This is a genomic window from Ruegeria arenilitoris (genome assembly GCF_013035315.1).
In the GTDB taxonomy this organism is placed as follows: domain Bacteria; phylum Pseudomonadota; class Alphaproteobacteria; order Rhodobacterales; family Rhodobacteraceae; genus Ruegeria; species Ruegeria arenilitoris_D.
Map to the genome: position 1 here is coordinate 552,867 of NZ_WQHP01000002.1, position 21,656 is coordinate 574,522.

Genomic DNA, 21,656 nt, shown 5'->3' on the forward strand with positions numbered 1-21,656 from the left:
GAAATTAGATGTCAAAATTTTTTATCCGCTCTTTTTGCCTCCGGTGAAATTGAGGAGAGAGACAACTTTGGTTCCCATTTTCATCAACATCACAAGCTTAGGACGGGGCACCGTCAGCATGTCGCGAAACCAGGTGTCAGCCGTCGCAAGAAAGTCCTGCATGTCTTGCATCCGTTGCAACGCGACCGGGTCCAGCCCGCTTTCGGTTTCAGCCTGTGCCACGCAGGCGCGCAAGGCTTGTGTGGCCGGATCGATCTCGCGCTCTTTTCGTCCTTGCGCAATGCGGATCCCCATTTCCCAGACATCGACCTCGGCCTCATAGTGCTCTCGCCTGTCCCCGGGAACGGGAACGCGCCGGATGAGCCGCCAGCTCACCAATTCCTTGAGCGAGTTGGACACATTGGATCGCGCAATGCCCAGAGCCACGGCGATCTGTTCGGCATTAAGGGGCTTTGCGCTGAGATAGAGCAGCGCATGAATCTGCGCGACCGAGCGGTTGACGCCCCATTGATTGCCCATGTCACCCCAGTACAAAATAAACTGGCTAGCCGCGTTTGATTTCGTTATGTCTATTGTTTCTGTCATGACAGAAATATCAGATAAAGCTGGTTGAAAATCAAGACTGAATCTGTTTCCTGAACCTGTGATCCCGAGGGACTGTTGCGGCGTGTGGGTTATGTTGGCGATAAGATATTGGCAAATAAACAATTTTTGCGCCCACCAGTCTAGGTCCGGGTGATAATCACCTATTTTCGGTTGCGCCGGGTTTCACCCCCTTCGTCAACCACTCGACCACTTGGCGAACTTCCTGTCGCGATTCCCTACCGTCGCGCACCTCAAGAAAATATCCATGTGTTGGGGCGATGTTTTCGTCGAAGACGCGAACGACCCGATGTTCCGACAGATCCTGATCGATCAGTGGCAGCCACCCAACCACCACGCCTTGCCCTGCGGCGGCGCCCCGCAACAGTACATTCGCATCCTCGAACACGGGACCCTGTAGTGGCTTGTCCAAAGGCACACCCATCGCGGCAAACCAATCCAGCCAGCCCCAGTGGTTTTTTTGATGCAGCAAGGGCAGGTCCAGCAGGTCAGCGGGGTACTTGATCGGCCCATGTTTGGTGAGAAAATCTTGGGATGCAATTGCCACCGGGTTCAGTTCCAACAGCTTGATGGCGGCTTCATCCGCCCCTGCCAAACGATCCCAGCGGATCACGATGTCGACGTTTTCCCGAATGTGCGTTCCGGGCTGGAATGAGGGGACGACTTCCAGTTCGACGTCCTGATGCGCCTCCCAGAAATCACTGATCTGTGGCATAAGCCATCGGGCGGTCAAGATCGGCCCGGCCGAGACGCGAACGGCCTTGCGCGCGCTGTTCTGCAGGGCGAGAACAGCATCATCTAACAGCCCAAAGGCCTGCCGCGTGGCCTTGGCAAGTCGCCTGCCGTGTTCTGTCAGGGCAACGTCGCGCCCTTCCCGCTCGAAAAGTGTCAGGCCAAGTTGGCTTTCCAGACCGCGAATATGGTGGCTGATCGCTGTGGGCGTCACCGACAAGTCTTCGGCAGCGGCCCGGAAACTGCCCTGCCGGGCGGCGGCGTCAAAGGCGCGTAGCGCTGGAAGAGAAGGTCTCATCAGAACCTATAGATAAGTTTTACTCATTATTCGATGAGAAAGTTGCTTTTGTAAATGCGTTGATTTCTCGGGCAAGGTGATAGCGAATGAAACTGAGCTCATGAGTCGATGCCCACAACGAACCGCCGGCGCGGCCGCAAAGAACGCCTGATGCAAGGATCGGAGGTTGACCCCAGCCCCCCTGTTTGGCCCGGGGTGGTCGGAGGGCGTCTGAAACCCCTGTCGCCCGAGGAAGAGGCGCGGGTCGAAGAAGCGGCTCTGACCATCCTGGAGGATCTGGGGCTTAGCCAGGCCATCCCGTCAATGATCGAGAAAGTCACCGCGGCTGGCGGCTCCATGACTGAAGACGGCCGGCTGCTGTTCCCACGCGCTCTGGTCAAATGGGCGATCGACGGGGCCCAGCGTGGATTTACCTTGTGTGGGCAACGGCCCGAGAATGACCTGAAGATCGAAGCCGCCCGGGTTCACATGTCGACCGGCGGCGCGGCGCCGGGTGTGTTTGATCTGGACACACATGAATACCGCGAATCCTCTTTGCAGGATCTCTACGACGCCGCCCGGATCGTCGACACGATGGACAATATCCACCATTTCAGTCGGTCGGTTGTCGCACGCGACATCGAAGACAACACCTTGTTGGATATCAACACGGCATATGCCTGTCTGGCGGGCACGTCCAAGCATGTCTCGATCTCGATCACCGAGCCGCAGAATGTCGCTGACATTGCTGCGCTCTGCTACAGTATCGCAGGTGGCGAGGCGGCGTTTCGGGCCCGACCCTTTCTGACGGTGATGGTGTGCCACGTCGTTCCGCCCATGCGGTTCGCCGAAGAGGCTTGTGAAGTTCTGGAACTGGCCATTGAGGCAGGCTTTCCAGTGCAGTTGATCAGCGCGGGTCAGGCGGGTGCGACCAGCCCGGCCACGATTGCGGGGTCACTGGTGCAGGCTGTGGCCGAGACGCTGGCGGGCCTTGTGTTCGCCCGTCTGGTTGATCCCAAGGTCAAAGCCATTTTTGCCCCCAAGCCCCTGGTCGCCGATCTGCGCACCGGTTCGATGAGCGGCGGCGGCGGAGAACAGGCCATTCTGATGGCCGGTGCCGCGCAAATGGGTCGGCGCTGGGATCTGCCGACCAGTTCGATTGCCGGGATAACGGATTCCAAGCGCCTGGATGCGCAATACGGGGCCGAAAAGTCTCTGGCGGTGACCATGGCAGCCCATGCCGGGTCCAATCTGATCACACAGGCAGCGGGCATGATGTCCAGCCTTCTGGGTGTCAGCCACGCGGCTTATGTCAGCGACAACGATCTGTTGGGCAATATCCTGCGCACGATCCGGGGCATCGAGGCGACGCCGGACAACATAGCGGCGGAGGTCATTGCCGAAGTGTGCCGTGGCGAGGGACACTATCTTGGCGAACAGCACACGTTCAGCCGTATGAAATCCGACTATTTCTACCCCGAGATCGGAGATCGCCGCGCCCCCGCAGACTGGCAGGATGACGGTGCCCTGCGTGTCGGCGACGTTGCGCGTGAAAAGACCCGCGAGATCCTGAGCACCAGTTTCCCAGACCATTTGCCGGATGCCGTGGATCAAGGGCTGCGACAACGGTTCGACATTCGCCTGACGCGGGCACAGATGGGACGACCGGAATGAAAAACCATGATCTGAGTACACGCGCGCGGTCCGCTTTGCCGGGCGGCGTCAGCCATGAGCTGCGTTATCGCGATCCACATCCTGTGTTCATTGACCGCGCCCTGGGGGCCGAAAAATGGGACCGGGAAGGCCGGCGATACGTTGATTTCAAGATGGGCAGCGCCAGTCAGATGCTGGGGCATTGCCATCCAACGATTGTGGACGCGATACAAAAACAGGCCGCCCGTTCGGTTTTCACCGCTGACTGTCATGAGGCAGAGATCGAATGGGCCGAATGGGTCAATCGCCTGTATCCCTCGGCCGAACTGACCCGGTTTACCGCGTCGGGCACCGAGGCCACGATGCTGGCCCTGCGATTGGCGCGCGCCTATTCCGGCAAGGATCATGTCTTGCGCGTGGATGGTCACTTTCATGGGTGGCACGATCACGCGCTGAAAGGGGCGAAACCCGGCAGCGAACAGGCTCCGTCGCTTGGGATTCCCGATGCAATCAATGATCTGATCCACATCTGCGCCGCTGACCCACAGGCGATGGAAAGCGCGCTGCAGGACGAACGTATTGGCACGGTCATCATTGAAGTGTCCGGCGCAAATTATGGCTGTGTGCCCCTGTCCACCGATACGCTGCAGGCGTTGCATGACGTAGCGCGGGCCGCAGGCGTGGTTCTGATCTTCGATGAGATCATGACCGGTTTCCGCTGGTTACCCGGCGGACGACAGGCCCGGGACGGGATTGTTCCGGACCTCACCACTCTGGCCAAGATTGTCACCGGTGGTTTGCCGGGTGGTGCCCTTTGTGGTCGGGCGACGATCATGGAGCTTTTGAGCAATGCCACTGTGCGCAACGGGCTGGGTCCGGCTGTCAGTCACAAGGGGACGTTCAACGGCTCACCTCTGGTGGCGGCGGCGGCCTGTGCGGCGATGCCCCTATTGGCCAGTGGCGAGGCGCAGGCGCAGGCCGATGCCACGGCCGCGCAAATGCGGGATGGCATGAACGCTGCGCTAGCAGAGCTTGGCGTAGCTGGAATAGCTTATGGCGACAGCTCGATCTTTCATGTCTATTTCGGCGCTGAAACCGTGGATGGGCTCAGTCCGGCGGAAATCCGGGGGCTGCCCAAGTCAACTGTCAGGGCTTATCGCGACGGCATGCTGTCGCGCGGGGTGGATATCATGTCCTACACCTCTGGTCTGACCTCTGCCGCGCATACGCCCGAGTTGATCGACGAGGCTCTGGCAGCGTTCCGCGCAACTCTTTCCGACATGATCCGCGACGGAGTACTGCAATGACCCTTCCCTCAGCTGCGCGTACCGTTGTGATCGGTGGCGGTGTTATCGGCTGCTCGATCGCCTACCATCTGGCCCGAGAGGGGCGCAAAGATATCGTGGTGCTGGAGCGTTCAAAGCTGACCAGCGGAACAACCTGGCATGCCGCCGGTCTGGTGCGACGCCTGCGGCCTTCGGCAACGCTGACCAAGCTGATCAACTACTCGATTGACCTCTATGGCGAGTTGGAACGCGAGACCGGGCAAGCCACCGGCTGGACGCAAACCGGATCGCTGACACTGGCCACCAACCAGGACCGGCTGACCAATATCAAACGGCAAGTCTCGCTGGGCCGTGCCTTCGGGCTTGAAGCCGAAGTGGTCGATGCCGCCCGCGCGAAAGAGCTTTGGCCGCTGATCGAAACAGATGACGTGATCGGCGCGGTTTGGTCCCCGGCGGATGGGCGGGTGAACCCTTCGGACGTGGCGCTGGCGCTGTCGAAAGGCGCACGGGCGCGCGGGGTTCGAATTTTCGAGGATACCGCCGTGACGGGCCTGCAAAAGAAGGGCGGGCGCGTCTCGAGCGTTGAGATCGGGGAGCGTGTGATTGAGGCCGACGAGGTGGTGATCGCCTGTGGTCTGTGGTCCCGCGAAGTGGCGGCGATGGCGGGCGCGCATATGCCGCTGTATGCGTGCGAACACTTCTACATCCTGACGAAACCACTGGCCGAGGTGCAGGCGCTTTGCAAGGGCGCACATCTGCCGACGCTGAATGATCAGGACGCGTTCCTTTATGCGCGCGACGATGTCGAAGGATTGCTGGTGGGCTGTTTCGAACCCCACGCCAAAGGAATTTCCACCCGCGACCTACCCGCCGATTTCAGCTTTGATCTGCTGGACGAGGACTGGGACCATTTCATGCCGATGATGGAAAATGCCCTGCGCCGAATTCCTGCGCTGGAAAGGGCCGAAGTGCGGATGCTGCTGAACGGGCCTGAAAGTTTCACCCTCGACAGCCAGTTCATGCTGGGTGAAAGCCCCGAGGTGCCGGGGCTGTTTCTGATGGGTGGCATGAATTCTACCGGCATCGCCTTAGCTGGCGGCGCGGGCAAGGCGATGGCCGAATGGATCATCGCGGGCGAGCCGACGATGGAGCTGAACGAGGCCGACATCCGCCGCTTTGGCCCTGAAATGAACGTTTTGGGCGCGCTTGAGGCCCGCATCCCCGAGGTTTTGGGCCGTCACTATGACAATCCCTATCCGGGGCGGGCGATGGAAACAGCGCGCGGTCAGCGCCGCTCGCCCATTCACGCCGGGCTTGTTGCGGCGGGCGCGCAGTTCGAAAGCCGGGGTGGCTGGGAACGGGCGGTGCATTTCGGCGGCGAGGCCGCGCATTTGCCTTTGTCATTCGGTGTTCCCGCCTGGCGCGCTCAGGTTGGGACTGAGGTCGAAGCCTGCCGCAACGGGGCAGCTATTCTGGATCAATCCGCCTTTGGTAAGATCATGGTGCAAGGCCCCGACGCCTGCGCGTTTCTCAACTATCTTTGCGCGGCACAGATGAACATCCCCGAGGGGCGCATCGCATATACCCAGATCCTGAACGCGCTCGGCGGGGTGGAAAGCGATCTCACCGTTCAACGACACGGGCCCGAAACCTATCTGCTGATCGTCGGTGCGGGCGAAGTTGTGCGCGACCTCAAACGCATGCGGGAATCCCGCGGCGAGTTCCGCGTTGAGTTCACCGACATGACCAGCGGTTATGCCATTCTGGGACTGGCTGGTGCAAAGGCGCGCGATGTGTTGCAAGCGACCTCGAACACACCCGTGCCTGACCTGAAACGCTTTCACTTCGCGCCGGTTGAAATCGGGCTGGCGCGTGGCTGGGCCGGGCGGTTGAGCTTTACCGGCGAAGAAGGCTTTGAACTTTACATCCCCGCCGACATGGCCATGACCGCCTATGAGGCGCTGCTGGCCGCCGGGGCCGGTCATGCGGGGCTATATGCCAGTGGCAGTTTGCGCATCGAAAGCGGGTTTCGTGCCTTCGGCCATGAACTGACCCCGGGCACCACCCCTCATGAGGCCGGTTTGGATGCGTTCTGCGCCATGGGCACCGGGTTTGTCGGCGAAGAGGCGCTGCGCAATCACATACCCGCGCGCCGGATCGTATCACTGCTGTTCGACAACCCGGATGCTATCCCGATCCATGACGAGCCGGTTTACTTCGGCGGTGCGGTCGTTGGGCAAATCACCTCGGCCGCGTGGAGCTATCGTTTCGGGCGCTCTGTTGCGTTGGCGATGATCAACGCGCCGCTTGATCAACTGGCCGCAAACCAGGTCGTCGCGGGGTTCGAGGTCGAAATCGCCTGCACCCGCTACAGCGCCCGCGCTGCGTTTCAACCCGCCAAAGAGGCGTTCCAATGACTGACACCACCCGCACCACACAGGTCGCCATCATCGGCGGCGGGATCATGGGCGTTGCGGCCCAATTCCAGCTCGCTGAAAATGGCTGGACCGATACGATCCTGTTCGAAAAGGCCGAGCTGACCTCGGGGTCGACATGGCACGCGGCCGGGCAGATCGCGCATGCGGTGGGCAGCCGGATCGCGGGCTGGATCAACAAAACCTCGATCGAAACCTACAAGCGCGTCGAAGCAGAAACCGGCCAGAGCATCGGCTGGCACGAGGTCGGTGGGTTCCGCTTCGCCACCACGGATGACGAAGTCGACTGGATGAAGTCGATCATGGGTGTCGGGAAACTGCTGGACCTGCCAATGGAACTGGTCGGGCCGGACGAGGTAGCCAAGGGCAACCCGTTCTACAGAACCTCTGACATCAAGGCCGCTGTTCAGACCTTTGAAGACGGTCACATCGACCCATCCGGCGTCACCATGGCGTTGGCCGCCGCCACCCGCGCGCGGGGTGCCAAGATCGAGCGGCACAATCGGGTCATCGGGGCTTCGCGCAAGGGCGGCATGTGGTTGCTGAAGACCGAGAAGGGCGATGTGTTGGCCGAACACGTGGTGATCGCCGCAGGCTCTTACGCCAATCAGGTCGGTGAATGGTTCGGGCTGAAAATCCCCTCGGTCTCTTGCCTGCATCACTATCTGGTCACAGATACTGTGCCCGAGTTTCTGGACCGCCCCGAACTGCCGGTCATGCGCGACAATGCCTTTGGTGGATACATTCGGCAGGAACAGAAATCGGGCCTGATCGGGATCTACGAAGGCCATGTCTGCCCCACTGTCTGGGAAATGCCGCAGGGCGCGCCCTGGGCAGCCGAGAATGAGCTGTTCGAGGCCGACTACGACTCGATTGGCGATTTTCTGATGGTGGCCTTCGACAAGATGCCCATTCTGGCCGAGCTGGGGATCAAGCGCGTGGTGCGCGGGGCAATCACCCACACGCCGGATGGCGGGATGCTGGTCGGCCCGTCCGGCGCGCCGAATGTCTGGCTGTCCTGCGGGTCGTCCATTGGCCTCGCTTGGGGCGGCGGGGCCGGTAAAGTGCTGGCCGACTGGATGGTGCATGGCGAAACCCAGATCAACACCCGTGGGATGGACCCGCGCCGTTACGGTGATTTCAGTACGGACAGTTTCATCGTCGAGCGCACCAAGGATGAGTTCATGCGCCGCCACGACACGCCCTGCCCCGGCAAACAGTTCGAAAGCCTGCGCCCGCTGAACCGCCACCCTCTCTATGACCGGCTGGCCGCCAAGGGTGCAGTGTTTGGTGAAGTGGCGGGCTGGGAACGCCCGCGCTATTTCGGTCAGGTGGGTGAGGTCGAACAGATCGGTTGGGGCCACCAGAACTGGCACGAGAACGCCCTGGCCGAGGCCAAGGCCACACGCGCCGCTGCCGGCGTGATCGACCTCTGCGCCTTTGCCCAGTTCGAGATCACCGGCAAGGATGCGGGCGCTTTGCTTGATCGTCTGTCGGCCAACAAAATCCCGGCGCGTGACGGGCGGATCAGCCTGAACCACCTGCTGACAGATAAAGGACGCTTCGAGACCGAGATCACCATCTGGCGCATCGCTGAGGATCGGTATTTCACCGGTTCAGCCATTGCGCGGTCCAAGCCGGATTTCGACTGGATCAAGTCCCATATCCGGCCCGACGAAGACGTGCAGATGACCAATCTGTCTTCCGATTGGGGGATGCTCGCGCTGTCCGGTCCCGCGTCGCGCCGGATCATGGCAGAGCTGACTGAGGCGGACCTCAGCAACGCGGCTTTCCCTTGGCTTTCAGGGCAAGAAATCAAGGTGGCAGGCATCCCGTGCCATGCGTTGCGCGTGTCCTTTGTTGGCGAACTTGGCTGGGAATTGCACGCGCCACTGGACCGGATCGCGGAACTCTATGATGCGCTGTTCGACGCTGGTGCTAAGCACGGTCTGGTCGATCTGGGCTCTTACGCGTTCAACGGAATGCGGATGGAAAAGGCCTATCGTGCAAGTGGCGAGTTGACCACGGATGTCGGCCCGTTCGACGTCGGGTTGGACCGGTTTGTACGCACCGAGGGGCGCGACTTTGTCGGCAAAGACGCTCTGTTGGCCCGCCGCCCGGACTGGCAGCTGTACTACGCCGAACTTCATGCCGACGACATCGACATTCATGGCGGAGAGCCCGTTTTGCTGGACGGCAAGCCCGTTGGTCTGACCACTTCGGGCGGGTATGGATATACGGTCGGAAAATCTCTTGGCTGGCTGTTCGTGCGAAATGGAACCCCGCCCGAGGGGCTGAGCGTACAAATCCTGAACCGCTCAATCCCTGTAACCGTCCATGACGACGCCATTTTTGACCCGCAGAACCTGCGCCCCCGATCCGAGGACTAAGATCATGACCAATATCACTGGCGGCGAGGCCGTCAATCGCGTGCTCAAGGCCAACGGGATCGACACTGTGTTCGGGCTGTTGGGTGGCTCGATGCTGGAACTCTATGACGCCATGTATCAGGGCGGCGAGGTCGCCTATGTCGGTGCCCGGGATGAACGCGCGGCGGGACACATGGCGGATGCCTGGGCGCGGATGACTGGCAAACCCGGCGTCGTTCTGGGCGCGCAGGCGGGGCCGGGTGTGGTCAATATCGTGACGGCCGTGGCCGAAGCACAACTGGCCTATTCCCCGCTGGTGGTCATTGCAGGGGCGATCACGCGGGCGGATCAGCACAAGGACACCTTTCAAGAGGTCGATCAGGTGGCGCTGTTTGCCCCGATCTGCAAGCGCTCGGTCATGGTCACCGACCCGTCGCGCCTTGCGCCGATGCTGGAAGATGCGATCCGGCTGGCCAACTCGGGCCGTCGTGGGCCGGTCGTTTTGCACGTGCCGCGCGATCTGTTTGCAGCCGAAGTGCCCACGATTGAGCCCGCGCCGGTGAACATCGCACGCCCCGGACCCGCGTCACCCGCAGACGTAGCCGCAATTGCAGAGCTTTTGCACGGCGCGAAACGCCCGGTGATCTTTGCGGGCGGCGGTTTCAAGTGGGGCCAGGGGCGCGACGCTCTGACCGCTTTGGCCGAGGCGATGGAGATACCGGTCGTCGCCTCGACCGGTCATGCCGACGTGATGCGCCACGGCCATCCGTGGTTTGCGGGGCAAGCCGGGCCACGCGGAAACCGGGTGGCCAGCCGACTGACGAAACAAGCCGATGTGATGGTCGTTCTGGGCGCACGGTTGGGTTTCAACTCGACCTTCCACAGCAATGACTACGTGGGGGCCGAGACCCGCATCGCCCATGTGGACATAGATGGATCGGCAGTCGGGCGTTACTTCCCCGCCGAGGTCGCAGTTCAAGCCGATGCGCGCATGACGGCTGAGGCATTGACCGCGGCGACGGCCAGACCCAATTGCGATGCCTGGCGCACGCAGTTCAAAGCCGATATGGACAGCCTGCGGGCCGAACGCGCGGAAGAGGCCGTAATCGAGACTCTGCCGATGCATCCCCGACGCGCGCTGGCTGAGCTTCGCGATGCGCTGCCCACAAACGCGATTGTCACACTGGATACCGGCAATACCTGCCTTCAGGCCGCCGATCGTCTGGCCCACTACGAACCCCGGTCGCTGATTACTCCGTTGGATTTCGGTCTGGTCGGATTTGGTCTGTCTGCCGCAATTGGTGCCAAAGCGGCGGCACCGGATCGCCCGGTTGTGGCGGTCATGGGCGACGGCGCTGTGGGCTATACGATGATCGAAATCCAGACCGCCGTCTCCAATGATCTTCCGGTGATTATCGTGGTTCTGGATAACGAGGCCTGGGGGGCCGAAAAAGCCTATCAGCAAGAGTTTTATGGCGGCCGTCTGCTGGGCGCGGAAATTCAAAGCCCGCGCTATGACAAATTCGCGGAGCTATGCGGCGGCAAAGGCATCTGGGTTGATGGTCCGGGCGGCATGGGTCCGGCGTTGACCAAGGCGATAGAGTCCGGGCAAACAACTGTCATACAGGCAAAAATTGATCCCGGAGCGTTGATGACACTGCGCAAGGATCTGTTCAAATCACCACAGAACGACGCCTGAGCGCGGACGGATCTACGACTGGACCTCCGCCCGAAAGGCCGTTGGTGTCATCCCTGTCTGACGCTGGAAAAAGCGTGTGAAATGGGACTTGTCCGAATAGCCCAATAACAGCCCGATGTCGCCCACGGTCTTGTCGCCGTTTCTAAGGTGTTCCTTGGCGACGTCGACTTTCAGGCGTTTGACCTCGCGCGGCATCGTTGTGCCCTGTTGCCTGAGCGCCTTAACAAGCCGATCCGCCTGAATGCCCAACAAGTCCGCCACAACCCGCGGTCCCAGATCCGGCTCATCCAGTTTGTCGCGTAACACGGACCTCATCGCTGCAACGACCGTGACCTGCTCGTCCTGAGGCGCGCTGACATAGGGTTTGGAAGCGGTCTCTGGCGTCAGATTGATGAACAACCAGTTGACGGGAAAACTGATTTGCATACCCGGGCTGGTGCCCAGGCCGACCTCGACACCTTTGTAATTGATCGGCAAGCCATTTATGAACCTGCTTTCCCACCGCACGACCGATGGATCCCAGGATTTACCAACCACGGCTTGCAGAAGACGGATGTAGATCGCGGCCCCGAAGCCTGTGACTTGTATCGGCGGCACGGCAGGTTCCTGTTGCCGCTCGATCCGATAGGTCGCCTTGTCTGCATCCACGATCAGCCGGTGACGAACCGAGCTGGATTCCTGCGGCACAAGCCGAACGAAACGGGTGAAGAATTCAAACAGTGTCTTTGACTCTTGCTGCGCCTGCGCGAACGGAGGCCAGCCCTGCAAGTCGAACGTCTCCCCAACATGAAGTCCCAGATAGCGGTCTCCTGCCAAATCGGAAAAGGCATTCAACAGTCCGTAGACCAGTTCCGAATGCACATACACGGACGGGTCCGACAAAAGCTCGGCTTTCAGCCCGACCTGATCCAACGCGGGCTGGGGATCTATCCTGCGCTCAGTGAGGTATTGCAGGAAGGGTCCCGCCAAAGCCAGCCGGACAAAGCCTTCGCTGTGGTCTTGTGGGGTCGAGTTGAAAGGCATGTCAGCCACCTACAGCTTGAACAAAGCGTTGGGTCAGTTGCCATTTTTGACCCCATAATCGGACAACGTAGTGAAAAAGTGGCAACCGGACCAGATGTTTTCAAGCTAACGTTAGACAAATCTGAATGTAATAAGGTGTATCATGTCCGCATTACGCAGCTCACTTTTTTCGGCGTCGTTCATTGCAGCGACTTTATCCTATGCCCTGCCCGCCTCGGCTCAGGACGAGACGGCCCCTCAAACGCTGTTTACCAACGTGCATGTCTTCGACGGTGTGAATGAGCAACGCATTGAGAATGCCAGTGTTCTGGTCGAGGGCAATCTGATCAAGTCCGTCTCAACCGATGCCATTAATGCGCCGAGTGCGAAGGTTATCGACGGTGGCGGACGCACTCTGACACCGGGCTTTATCGAGAATCACGCGCATCTGATGCTCATGGGGCCATCGATTGCCGAGATGGAAACCAACTCGACCTGGGAGGATTTCGCCATCCACGGGACACGGATGGCCGAAATGTACCTGATGCAGGGCTTCACGACCGTTCGCGATGCCGGGGGCGCTGGCGGCGGGCTGCGGCGCGCAATAGACGCCGGCCAGATCGTCGGCCCCCGCTTTTACCCTTCCGGGGCATTTCTCGGAACACGTGGTGGTCACGCCGATTTCGCATCCTTCACATCTCCGCCGGGCGGGGTGACCAATTTTGGCACTCTGAATATGGCCCAACAGGTCAACGGTGTTGATGAAATTTACATGTATGGCCGCAACAACTTGCGCATGGGTGCCACGCAACTGAAGTTCATGCAATCGGGTGGGGTGATTTCGGCATTCGATCCATGGCAGTTGCTCGCCGGTTCGAAGGAAGAGATTGAGGCCGCTGTTCAGGTTGCCAACGAGTACGGCACCTATGTCATGGCACATTCCTACCGCAAAGAAGCGATCATCAATGCCCTGAATGCAGGGGTCAGAACCATTGAACACGGATTTCACTTTGACTGTGAGATTTCTGCTTTGATGAAAGAAAAAGGAGCGTACATCACGACGAACATCACAGCATTTGATCCAGGCCTACTTGATGTTCCGTCCGTGAAAAACAACCCCAACAGTTTGAGGAAGGCCAAATCGGCCTCGGCGACCTTCGAAGCCTATATTCCCAGCATGAAGGAATGCCCGGCGCCGCGCGGGTTCCAAACCGATTGCGTGGGCTCAGTCGAGGCGTGCAACATTCAGATCGCCTACGAGAAGCATCTGAACAACCATTTCTTCGGCCCCTATGCGTCGATGGTAACCTTGACTTCGGTAGGCGGCGAGATCGCGGCACTTAGCGGTGATTTCATGAACCCCTATCCAGAAGGCAAACTGGGTGTGATCGAAGCAGGCGCCTATGCCGACATCCTACTGATAGACGGCAACCCCCTCGAAGACTTCTCGGTCGTCGGCACGGGCGACCAGTGGTTCGGAGCCGACCCGAGACCTGAGAGCCCTGAAACCATTCGACTGATTATGAAAGATGGTGTGATATACAAAAACACGCTGGAATAATCGGGACAGACAGCCGGAGAGTGGTTATGGGCAATTGGTTTCGTTTCGCAGTGTTCGCGGGAATGGTCTGGGGCGCGCAACCCGCCTTTGCGACACCGGGGACGGTGCTTGACTGGACAGACCTGCCGGATCCGTCCGTTCAGGTCTTTGAGGACCCTTATCGCGATCTTGGTCCGGAACAGTTCGACGATCTCCTCTACGTCGTTCGCTTGCGCGGCAGGTTGCAGCAGGATGCTGGCAGCGCTGAGGACAGGCAGAAATGGCAGGAGCTTTTGACCGAGACCGAGGACGCCTTGGCGGACGGAGGGATTGATGTCGACTGGCTGTTGGATCAGCGAGAGGTCGTGACCGAACGGCGCAGAAAGGCGGGCACCTATGGAAACCCGCAGATCGACGGTCAAACAGTCACTGTGGCAGGGTTTGCCATTCCGGCCCCCGCCGATCCAGACGGGCGACCGGTGGCTTATCTGGTGCCGCAGCGCGGAATGTGCAGCCATTTGCCCCCGCCCCCGCCCAACCAGATGATCCGCGTGCGATTGAACGACGATTGGACGCCCAGTTATTTCCACGAGCCAGTGCGTCTGACAGGCGTCCTGACCATCTCACCGTCCGAACAAAGCATGATGGTCGTGGATGGTTTTATGCCCATGCACGCGACCTTTCAGCTGGACACGGACAGCGTTGAAACGCTGGAAACGCAGGGCGATCAACTGGAATGGAGCGACAGCGCGGCGGATCGCTTTCGCGCCGCACGGCAACGTAAAACAGGTGGAGCACCAACATCCCAATGATAAGGCCCCTGATTGCTGCGCTTTTGACCTTTGCAACTGTCCAAGCGGCCTCGGCCCAAGGTCTGTCGGGGCCTTCCTCTGTCGGGGCCGAGCTTGAGCCCGGAGACGGCTTGACCGATCCGCAATATCGATCGGACTTTCCACGCAACATCGCGCCGGGTTGGTTCAATTGGAAGGATCGGTTGGCTGAAAACGGATTCCGCTTCAACTTTGACTATCTGGCACTGGGCCAAACGTCGGATGCCAATCTTGGAACAGGCGAAGCTGCTGGTGGTATCGCTAGGTTTTACGGAAACTGGCAGGCGACCGAGCGTGGCTCTGTGACGTTCAAGATCGAGGACAGGCATAGCTATACGGATGTGGCCCCTCAGTTTCTTGGACTGAATGGAGGGGCTTTGTCGATTACCGGGACCGCGTTCAACGACTCTGGATTGCTTCTCACCAACCTGTTTTGGACGCAGAGGGCCAGCAACGGTGCATGGACCCTTCAAATCGGGCAGATCGACGTGACGGATTTCGTTGATATCTATGGTCTTGTCAGCCCTTACAGCGGGTTTCAAAACCTTGCGTTCAACACCAGCCCAACGATCAACACGCCAAATCAGGGCTTGGGTATTGCCGGGGGCCTGAAGCTCAACAACAACCTGTACCTTGTGGCCAGTTTGGCCGACGCGAACGCCGACCCGTCTGATCCTAACTTTGACGTTTTCAGTGACGGCAACCTCTTTAAATCGCTCGAGCTTGGGTACACGTCCGGGTTTGATCGTATCTACTTTGACAACATCCATCTGACGCTTTGGCATGCCGATGCCGCCGACGATGGCTCGCGCGCCGAAGACTATGGCGGGGCGTTTTCAGCCGCTTGGTTCATTGACAATAAGTGGATGCCGTTTTTTCGCGCGGGGGTCTCCAAGGGAACTGCAGCGCTTTATCAGCGATCGGTTTCCACCGGCATAGGTTATTATGGTCGAAACACCGACCTTGCCGGGGTGGGCCTGAACTGGGCCGAAGCGCGCGGGATCAGCGGTGATCAGTTCACTGTTGAGGCTTTCTATCGTTTCTCGATCTCTCCGGGTCTGCAGGTCACGCCGTCTGTGCAGTTCATCTCAAACCCGCTGCAAAACCCGGATCAGGACAGTATCGCACTGTTCGGCCTTAGAACCCGCATCGTGTTCTGAGGCCGTTTTCCACGCGCGACATCGGGCTCAGCCGAAGACGTTCTTGTTTGATTGTGGTGGTGCCTATCGCACAGCACACCCAGCTAGAGCATCGGCGGTTTCGGTCCGGTCGCGCGCGCTTCAGCACTCGACTGGCTGATTTTTGATGCCCCATAGAAATCAGGGGCACCTGTTCATTGGCTTTGGTAAATCGCGGATGTGTTGCGGGTGTTTCTTGCACGTAAAGAAGTTTGAAGACGGTGGTCATCATGCCGATAGATCGGCAAGCCCGCCGCTGTGCGGTTGGCATCTGCGCAACGCCCTATGGTCGCTTTTTCCGTTGCCCGATTGTTGCTGACGGTCGCTGCGCAGAATATACAAGGCATTGTCGAGGAGTAACAAAATGGCGGACAAACCAAAGTCGGAGGCGACCGCGCGAGGTAAATCCGCTGGGCGAAATGCAGGCATCGGGCACGAGATCCGAGCAATGCGGCGCGCCATGGGAATGACGTTGAACGACTGTGCCGAGGCCGCCTCGCTTTCGGTAGGATTCCTCAGCCTTGTCGAGCGCGGTCAAAAGCAACCCTCGTTGGAAGCACTGCAACGCATCAGTGCCGCCTTGGGCGTCGAAATCGGCTGGTTGTTCCCGCCCTCGCCAAACGATGATCCGATCGAAAACCAGTATATTGTGCGAAAAGGTTTTAGGCGGCGCATCGATTATTCGCGGCTGTCCGGCACCGACTATCTTGGCGAGGTCGACTATCTGCTGTCTCCGTCAGTCGATGGCCAACTGGCCATGTCGCTGATGCAGTTCTCGCCCGGAGGACATTCCGGCGACAACCCTCTGTCCCATGAGGGCGAAGAAGTCGGCTATGTGCTGTCCGGTCAGCTGACCCTTGAGGTGGATGGCCATACATTCGTGTTGGAGGAAGGCGACAGTTTCGGTTTTCCCGGACACAAGCCGCATCGGTACTGCAACAAAGGAATGGCCGATTTGCAGATCATACACACCAACACGCCGGTCATTATGAAGGCCCGTTAAACTGGGTTATGCCGGTAAATCTTCGCCGTCCGCCATCAGCTCAATGATCTTTTGCGAATAGCTGAGCGTTGGCCCCTCCCAATGCGGTGAGAGACGGCCACCATCATAGCCTGAACATCTGCGGCCCTGCTGCAGCCCTTTGAGAACAAAAATATCCTCTTTGTTCAGGTCATCCCACATCTGGATGAGATCGGTACGTTCTTTTTCGTACCTCTCACCCGTCGCGGCTTCGTCGCCGATGACGAACACATGCAGTTCTTCCCGGCAATGGTCGGGCGCTTCGGGATAGGCGACAAGCACCGTGAACTGGTCCGGGTAAACCTCGACTGCGAAATGCGGCATGGTCAGGAACCACTGCCCTTTCATGCTGTCCTCTTCCGAGAGCCCTGGATAATGCGGCAGGCCCATGCCGCGCCCCTCTTCCAGCTTCGGAAAGCGATAGCCGTTGACGAAGGTACTGCCGCGCCACTCACCGGACCAGCGCACATCCATCGGCGCAAACTCGAGCAGACGGGGGTGAAGGGCGAAGACATGGTAGCCTTCCATGTAATTTTCATAGACCAGCTTCCAGTTGGCCTCGACGTCAAAATCCCGTTTGCCCGCCCATCGGATTGCGGACAGGTCATACCCTCTGAGTTGGTCCAGAACGGGCTTCATCCAAACGTCTAAAGGCTCAGCCGTACCCGAGACGTTGATGAACAGGCAACCAAAGAACTCTTCAACCCGAACCGGGATCAGATTCAGTTTGTCTCCGCCGCCATCCTTGAAAATCCCGGCTTCATTCGGGCCGTCAAAATGCGGACGGGCGCGCAGTTTGCCATCCAGCCCGTAGGCCCAACGGTGATAAGGGCAAGTGAGCGTCGCCTTTTTGCACGGTTCGGTAACCAACTGCATGCCCCTGTGGCGGCAAACGTTCTGAAACCCCCGAATGACACCGTCGCGCCCGTGGACCAGAACAATCGGCGTACCGGCAATTTCGATCGGTTTCATGGCACCGGGATCAGCGATCTCGGCCCGCGCGCCTGCAAACACCCAGGATCGCCGAAAGATCAGTTCCTGCTCCATCTGGAACCATTCTTCGGACCAGTAGGCTTGGTTGGGCAGGCCTGCGGCCCGATCAATGGATCGAAACAGCTGTGCGTACCCTTCTTCCCCGAGGATACGACGCATACGGTCAAGGTTGGTCTCCTTGGGGACTGCTCCGTTCATTTTCCGTCTCCGAATCAAGTCGCCTGTCTGAAAGTATCCTTTTGGAAAAATTATGGACAAAATTTTTCCTTGAGGAATGGTTTTCCCAGGAAGCGTGGAGTTGAAAATGATGGATTCGGCTCGAGTGGTCGTGATTGGCGGCGGCAACATGGGGGCCAGCGTGCTGTATCATCTGGCCAGAGAGGGCTGGACCGACGTTGTTCTGATCGAAAAGGCCGAGCTGACTTCTGGGGCGACCTGGCATGCCGCCGGGCTGGTCAGCCGGATGACACCGGGTCACGCGTTAGGCGTTTGTCACGACTATGCGGTCGATCTGTACAAGACCATCGAGGAAGAGACCGAACAGGGTGTCAGCTGGCACAATTGCGGATCCTTGCGGGTGGCAGCGACCGAGGATCACCGCGCCTGGCTGATGCACACGCGCGACGCGGTCTTGGCACGGGGTCAAGAATGTCACTGGGTTAACCCGGAAGAGATCGGCGCGCTGAACCCGATCTCTGACACGTCGCAAATCATCGGCGGGATTTACACGCCCGATGATGGCCACGTTGACCCGTCCGGCACCTGTCAGGCCATGGCCAAGGGCGCGCGGCAGCGGGGGGCCAAGGTGATACGCCGCAACCGGGTGACGGATGTCCAGCAGACGCCCTCGGGCGAGTGGAAAGTGGTGACCGAACAGGGCGATATTCTGTGCGAGCATGTGGTCAACGCGGGCGGCTACCACGCGCGCCAGATCGGTGCCTTTAGCGGGCTGGACCTGCCAATTGTTCCCATGCAGCACCACTACGTGGTCACGGATACTGTGCACGAGTTCGAAGCGATGGATCACGAAATTCCGGTGACGCGCGACGATTATTTCACCGGCTATCTGCGCCGCGAACAGGGTGGCGCGCTGATCGGGCTGTATGACACCCATGATGCTTTGGCCAAATGGCGCGATGGCTGCCCCTGGGACAGCGAGAATGAACTGTTCGAGCCGGATTACGACCGGATCACCCCGTGGCTGGAAAAGTGCTTTGAACGGTATCCCGCGCTGATGGAGCGCGGCATCAAGCGGATCGTCAACGGGGCGATCACCTATACACCGGACGGGCACCCACTGGTCGGGCCCGCGCCGGGGCTGCGCAATCACTGGCTGGCCTGCGGAGCGACGGTAGGCATTGCCTGGGGGCCGGGTCTGGGCCGGGCGTTGGCGCAGTGGATGGTGCATGGCACGGCTGAAATCTCGATGCGTGGCTTTGATCCGCGCCGCTTCCATAGTCGCGTGGACGAGGAATATGCCCATCAGCGCTGCCGCGAAAATTATATGACGCGCCTGTCCCTGCCCTACCCGCAGTTGCAGTATGAAACCTGCCGCGAGATCCGTACGTCCGGCGTTCATGACCGCACCAAGGCCCTACATGCGGTGTTCGAAGAGGCGGGCGGTTGGGAACGTCCCCGCGTCTATGGCAAGCCCGAGTGGGAAGGCAATGAACCGAAATCGTGGAAGCGCGGCCCTTCTTGGGAGGCGGCACTCGCCGAGGCGTGTGCTGTGCATAAGGGCGTCGGCATCGGAGATTTCTCGGCCTTCTCGAAGTTTGAGATCACCGGGCCAGAGGCCGAAGACTATCTGAACCGCCTCTGCGCCAACCGGATTCCGAAAAAGACTGGCGGCACCTGTCTGACGCTGCTGCTAAATGAACAGGGCACGATCGAGGGCGAGGCCACGATTGCGCGGCTAGCCGAAGATCGGTTCTGGTTCGTGACCGGCGGCCCATCCGAACGGCGCATCTGGGACTGGATCACCGTTCATCAGCGCGGGACCGAGGATGTGACGGTTAAAAACCTGTCCGACGAATGGGGCATCCTGACTGTCGCGGGCCCCAAGGCCCGCGCAGTTCTCGCGCCGCTGATGGATGCCTCACTGAAGAACGCAGATTTTGGTTGGCTCAAGGCGCGCGAGATGACTGTTGCAGGCGTGGACCTGATCGCTCTGCGCCTGTCTTTCTCGGGCGAATTGGCGTGGGAGCTGCACGCACCGATGGGTCAGCTTGGCACGCTATGGGACGCGCTTTGGGACGCGGGCCAGCCGCACGGCATGGTTCCCTTCGGCTCAAAAGCTCTGGAAATGATGCGAATGGAAAAAGCCTATCGCGGGGGGCATGAACTGGCCAATGACGCCAGCCCTGTCCACACCGATCAGATGCGTTTCGTGAAGTTCGACAAGGATTTCGTGGGGAAAGAGGCGCTGGCAAAACTGGTCGAAACGGACAGCTCCTCGGTCATTGCCTATCTCGATATCGAGATGGAGGGCACGGATGTTCTGGGCGGCGAGGCTGTCTATCTGAATGGCGAGAAGGTGGGCTCAATCTCATCGGGCGGCTTTGGTCCCGTGACCAGGCGCAATCTGGGATTTGCGTTCGTCAAACCCCATGCGGCCATGCCGGGCACCGAATTGGAAGTGATCGTCTTTGGCCAGATGCACAAGGCGACAGTTTTGGCCGACGCGGTACTTGATCCGCAAAACCTGCGACTGCGCGATGTAGCAGCCACCTTAGAGGTAGCGAAATGAACAAACATGAAGAAATTTCCCAGTTTTCCAAGGCCGTTTTGCCCGCGCCGGAAATCGACTGGACCAAGCTGAACGATTACCGCATGGGCCGCATCCGCGAGGCGATGGCGGAACGGGATGTGGAACTGGCAGTGATAACCAATCCGCTCACCATGCGCTACGCGGTGAACTATCACGAATACATGCAGTTTCAGGCGCGCATCCCGCTGATGATGCTGATGGTCTTTGCCGATGGTCCGGTGGTGTTCAGCGGGGCGTTCATCAAGGATCTGGACCATGTGACCGAGTACATCCCGATGTTCGGTCTGGCCCCGTTCCTTGCGGGTTTTGACCAAACGGAGAATACCCGCAAATTCGTGGATTTCGTCAAAAGCCGGTTGCAGGGTAAAGGACGCTGCCGCGTGGCTCTGGATCGGTTGGATGCCTCAGCCGTTCAGGGATTGATGCAGGCCGGGTTTGAGGTTGTCGATGCCCCCGGTTTTCTGGAAAAGGCGCGGTCGATCAAGTCGGCCGAAGAGATCACGCTTTGCCGCTATGCTATCGACGTGGCGCAACTGGGCATTTCCCGGATGCACGAGGCGTTTCAGCCCGGCATTTCAGAGAATGAGCTGTGGAGCATTCTGAGCCAGGTCAATATCGCCCATGGCGGCCTGTGGTCTGAGGCGCGGATGCTGGCCTCGGGGGAGCGGACGAACCCGTGGCTGCAAGAGGCCGGCGAGCGGCGGGTGCAAAAGGGCGAGTTGCTTGGGTTCGATACCGACATGGTCGGCCCGTTTGGGTACATGTCCGACATCTCGCGCACCTGGTATTGCGGCGCGGGCAAAGCGCCGGATGCGTTCCGCGATCTCTATAAACGCGCTTTGGACGAGATCGAGCACAACAAGGCCAACGTGCGCCCCGGTGTGACGTTCAAGGAACTGGTCGACAACAGCTTCCGCCACCCCGAAGAGTTCGTTGCCCACCGGTACCCCTGCATCATGCATGGCGTGGGGATGTGCGATGAATACCCCTATGTCCCCTATCCGCAGGATTGGGATGACATCGGTTATGACGGGATCATCGAAGAGAACATGATGATCTGCGTCGAGGGCTATGTCGGTTCCGATCGCGGCGGCAGCGGCGTCAAGATCGAGCATCAGTTTCTGGTCACAGCAGATGGTCTGGAACAACTCGACAGCTATCCCTATGACGAAAACCTGATGCGCTAGGCGCGGGTGTCGCACCAAAACGCTGGACGAGAAACGCTGCTGACACACTGCGGGCGAGCTGCCGTGACGTGGAGCACCCCG

Annotated in this window: 15 protein-coding genes; 11 read left to right on the top strand and 4 right to left on the bottom strand. The window is 59.6% G+C overall.

Annotated features, from left to right (window positions below):
- Positions 1 to 21 precede the first annotated feature (21 nt).
- On the bottom strand, positions 22 to 708 hold the full coding sequence (locus GOV53_RS07200; RefSeq protein WP_217361239.1) for a GbsR/MarR family transcriptional regulator: 687 nt from the start codon (positions 706 to 708) through the stop codon (positions 22 to 24).
- A 34-nt stretch (positions 709 to 742) separates the two neighbouring features.
- Positions 743 to 1,633 (bottom strand): LysR substrate-binding domain-containing protein, encoded by an 891-nt coding sequence (locus tag GOV53_RS07205; protein WP_170464982.1) that lies wholly within the window; start codon positions 1,631 to 1,633, stop codon positions 743 to 745.
- 108 nt (positions 1,634 to 1,741) lie between these two features.
- Here GOV53_RS07205 and GOV53_RS07210 point away from each other — a divergent pair, with 108 nt between their 5' ends.
- The 5 genes from GOV53_RS07210 to GOV53_RS07230 are packed head-to-tail and all read left to right on the top strand — an operon-like array spanning position 1,742 to position 11,054.
- Positions 1,742 to 3,286 carry a trimethylamine methyltransferase family protein gene (locus GOV53_RS07210; RefSeq protein WP_170464984.1) on the top strand — a complete coding sequence of 515 codons (1,545 nt, stop codon included), beginning with the start codon at positions 1,742 to 1,744 and terminating at the stop codon, positions 3,284 to 3,286.
- On the top strand, positions 3,283 to 4,572 hold the full coding sequence (locus GOV53_RS07215; protein ID WP_170464986.1) for an aspartate aminotransferase family protein: 1,290 nt from the start codon (positions 3,283 to 3,285) through the stop codon (positions 4,570 to 4,572). The genes GOV53_RS07210 and GOV53_RS07215 overlap by 4 nt, the downstream gene beginning before the upstream one ends.
- Positions 4,569 to 6,968 carry a GcvT family protein gene (locus GOV53_RS07220; RefSeq protein ID WP_170464988.1) on the top strand — a complete coding sequence of 800 codons (2,400 nt, stop codon included), beginning with the start codon at positions 4,569 to 4,571 and terminating at the stop codon, positions 6,966 to 6,968. The genes GOV53_RS07215 and GOV53_RS07220 overlap by 4 nt, the downstream gene beginning before the upstream one ends.
- On the top strand, positions 6,965 to 9,376 hold the full coding sequence (locus tag GOV53_RS07225) for a GcvT family protein (protein WP_170464990.1): 2,412 nt from the start codon (positions 6,965 to 6,967) through the stop codon (positions 9,374 to 9,376). The genes GOV53_RS07220 and GOV53_RS07225 overlap by 4 nt, the downstream gene beginning before the upstream one ends.
- A gap of 4 nt (positions 9,377 to 9,380) precedes the next feature.
- Positions 9,381 to 11,054, top strand: coding sequence for a thiamine pyrophosphate-binding protein (locus GOV53_RS07230; protein ID WP_170464992.1), 1,674 nt, complete (start codon positions 9,381 to 9,383; stop codon positions 11,052 to 11,054).
- 12 nt (positions 11,055 to 11,066) lie between these two features.
- Here the strand turns inward: GOV53_RS07230 and GOV53_RS07235 are convergent, their stop codons facing one another.
- Positions 11,067 to 12,077, bottom strand: a complete 1,011-nt coding sequence (locus GOV53_RS07235; RefSeq protein ID WP_170464994.1) for an AraC family transcriptional regulator — start codon at positions 12,075 to 12,077, stop codon at positions 11,067 to 11,069.
- Positions 12,078 to 12,219: 142 nt separating this feature from the next.
- Between GOV53_RS07235 and GOV53_RS07240 the strand changes: the two genes are divergently transcribed.
- The 4 genes from GOV53_RS07240 (at position 12,220) to GOV53_RS07255 (ending at position 16,607) form a co-directional block, all read left to right on the top strand.
- Positions 12,220 to 13,617 carry an amidohydrolase family protein gene (locus tag GOV53_RS07240; protein ID WP_170464996.1) on the top strand — a complete coding sequence of 466 codons (1,398 nt, stop codon included), beginning with the start codon at positions 12,220 to 12,222 and terminating at the stop codon, positions 13,615 to 13,617.
- Positions 13,618 to 13,643: 26 nt separating this feature from the next.
- Positions 13,644 to 14,408, top strand: a complete 765-nt coding sequence (locus GOV53_RS07245) for a DUF3299 domain-containing protein (RefSeq protein ID WP_170464998.1) — start codon at positions 13,644 to 13,646, stop codon at positions 14,406 to 14,408.
- Positions 14,405 to 15,586, top strand: a complete 1,182-nt coding sequence (locus GOV53_RS07250; RefSeq protein WP_170464999.1) for a carbohydrate porin — start codon at positions 14,405 to 14,407, stop codon at positions 15,584 to 15,586. Before GOV53_RS07245 ends, GOV53_RS07250 begins: the two co-directional genes overlap by 4 nt.
- 382 nt (positions 15,587 to 15,968) lie before the next feature.
- Positions 15,969 to 16,607: a cupin domain-containing protein gene (locus GOV53_RS07255; RefSeq protein WP_170465001.1), complete on the top strand. Its 639-nt coding sequence runs from the start codon at positions 15,969 to 15,971 to the stop codon at positions 16,605 to 16,607.
- A 6-nt stretch (positions 16,608 to 16,613) separates the two neighbouring features.
- Here GOV53_RS07255 and GOV53_RS07260 read toward each other — a convergent pair whose 3' ends face one another.
- Positions 16,614 to 17,816 (bottom strand): aromatic ring-hydroxylating oxygenase subunit alpha, encoded by a 1,203-nt coding sequence (locus GOV53_RS07260; protein ID WP_170465003.1) that lies wholly within the window; start codon positions 17,814 to 17,816, stop codon positions 16,614 to 16,616.
- Positions 17,817 to 17,922: 106 nt separating this feature from the next.
- Between GOV53_RS07260 and GOV53_RS07265 the strand changes: the two genes are divergently transcribed.
- On the top strand, positions 17,923 to 20,367 hold the full coding sequence (locus GOV53_RS07265) for an FAD-dependent oxidoreductase (protein WP_170465005.1): 2,445 nt from the start codon (positions 17,923 to 17,925) through the stop codon (positions 20,365 to 20,367).
- Positions 20,364 to 21,575 (top strand): M24 family metallopeptidase, encoded by a 1,212-nt coding sequence (locus GOV53_RS07270; protein WP_170465006.1) that lies wholly within the window; start codon positions 20,364 to 20,366, stop codon positions 21,573 to 21,575. The genes GOV53_RS07265 and GOV53_RS07270 overlap by 4 nt, the downstream gene beginning before the upstream one ends.
- Positions 21,576 to 21,656: the final 81 nt, after the last annotated feature.

What these genes read in the sequence shown, in the direction of transcription:
- GOV53_RS07205 (WP_170464982.1), bottom strand. Translation starts at nt 1,633, where the DNA reads ATGAGACCTTCTCTTCCAGCGCTACGCGCCTTTGACGCCGCCGCCCGG.
- GOV53_RS07210 (WP_170464984.1), top strand. Translation starts at nt 1,742, where the DNA reads ATGCCCACAACGAACCGCCGGCGCGGCCGCAAAGAACGCCTGATGCAA.
- GOV53_RS07215 (WP_170464986.1), top strand. Translation starts at nt 3,283, where the DNA reads ATGAAAAACCATGATCTGAGTACACGCGCGCGGTCCGCTTTGCCGGGC.
- GOV53_RS07220 (WP_170464988.1), top strand. Translation starts at nt 4,569, where the DNA reads ATGACCCTTCCCTCAGCTGCGCGTACCGTTGTGATCGGTGGCGGTGTT.
- GOV53_RS07225 (WP_170464990.1), top strand. Translation starts at nt 6,965, where the DNA reads ATGACTGACACCACCCGCACCACACAGGTCGCCATCATCGGCGGCGGG.
- GOV53_RS07230 (WP_170464992.1), top strand. Translation starts at nt 9,381, where the DNA reads ATGACCAATATCACTGGCGGCGAGGCCGTCAATCGCGTGCTCAAGGCC.
- GOV53_RS07235 (WP_170464994.1), bottom strand. Translation starts at nt 12,077, where the DNA reads ATGCCTTTCAACTCGACCCCACAAGACCACAGCGAAGGCTTTGTCCGG.
- GOV53_RS07240 (WP_170464996.1), top strand. Translation starts at nt 12,220, where the DNA reads ATGTCCGCATTACGCAGCTCACTTTTTTCGGCGTCGTTCATTGCAGCG.
- GOV53_RS07245 (WP_170464998.1), top strand. Translation starts at nt 13,644, where the DNA reads ATGGGCAATTGGTTTCGTTTCGCAGTGTTCGCGGGAATGGTCTGGGGC.
- GOV53_RS07250 (WP_170464999.1), top strand. Translation starts at nt 14,405, where the DNA reads ATGATAAGGCCCCTGATTGCTGCGCTTTTGACCTTTGCAACTGTCCAA.
- GOV53_RS07255 (WP_170465001.1), top strand. Translation starts at nt 15,969, where the DNA reads ATGGCGGACAAACCAAAGTCGGAGGCGACCGCGCGAGGTAAATCCGCT.
- GOV53_RS07260 (WP_170465003.1), bottom strand. Translation starts at nt 17,816, where the DNA reads ATGAACGGAGCAGTCCCCAAGGAGACCAACCTTGACCGTATGCGTCGT.
- GOV53_RS07265 (WP_170465005.1), top strand. Translation starts at nt 17,923, where the DNA reads ATGATGGATTCGGCTCGAGTGGTCGTGATTGGCGGCGGCAACATGGGG.
- GOV53_RS07270 (WP_170465006.1), top strand. Translation starts at nt 20,364, where the DNA reads ATGAACAAACATGAAGAAATTTCCCAGTTTTCCAAGGCCGTTTTGCCC.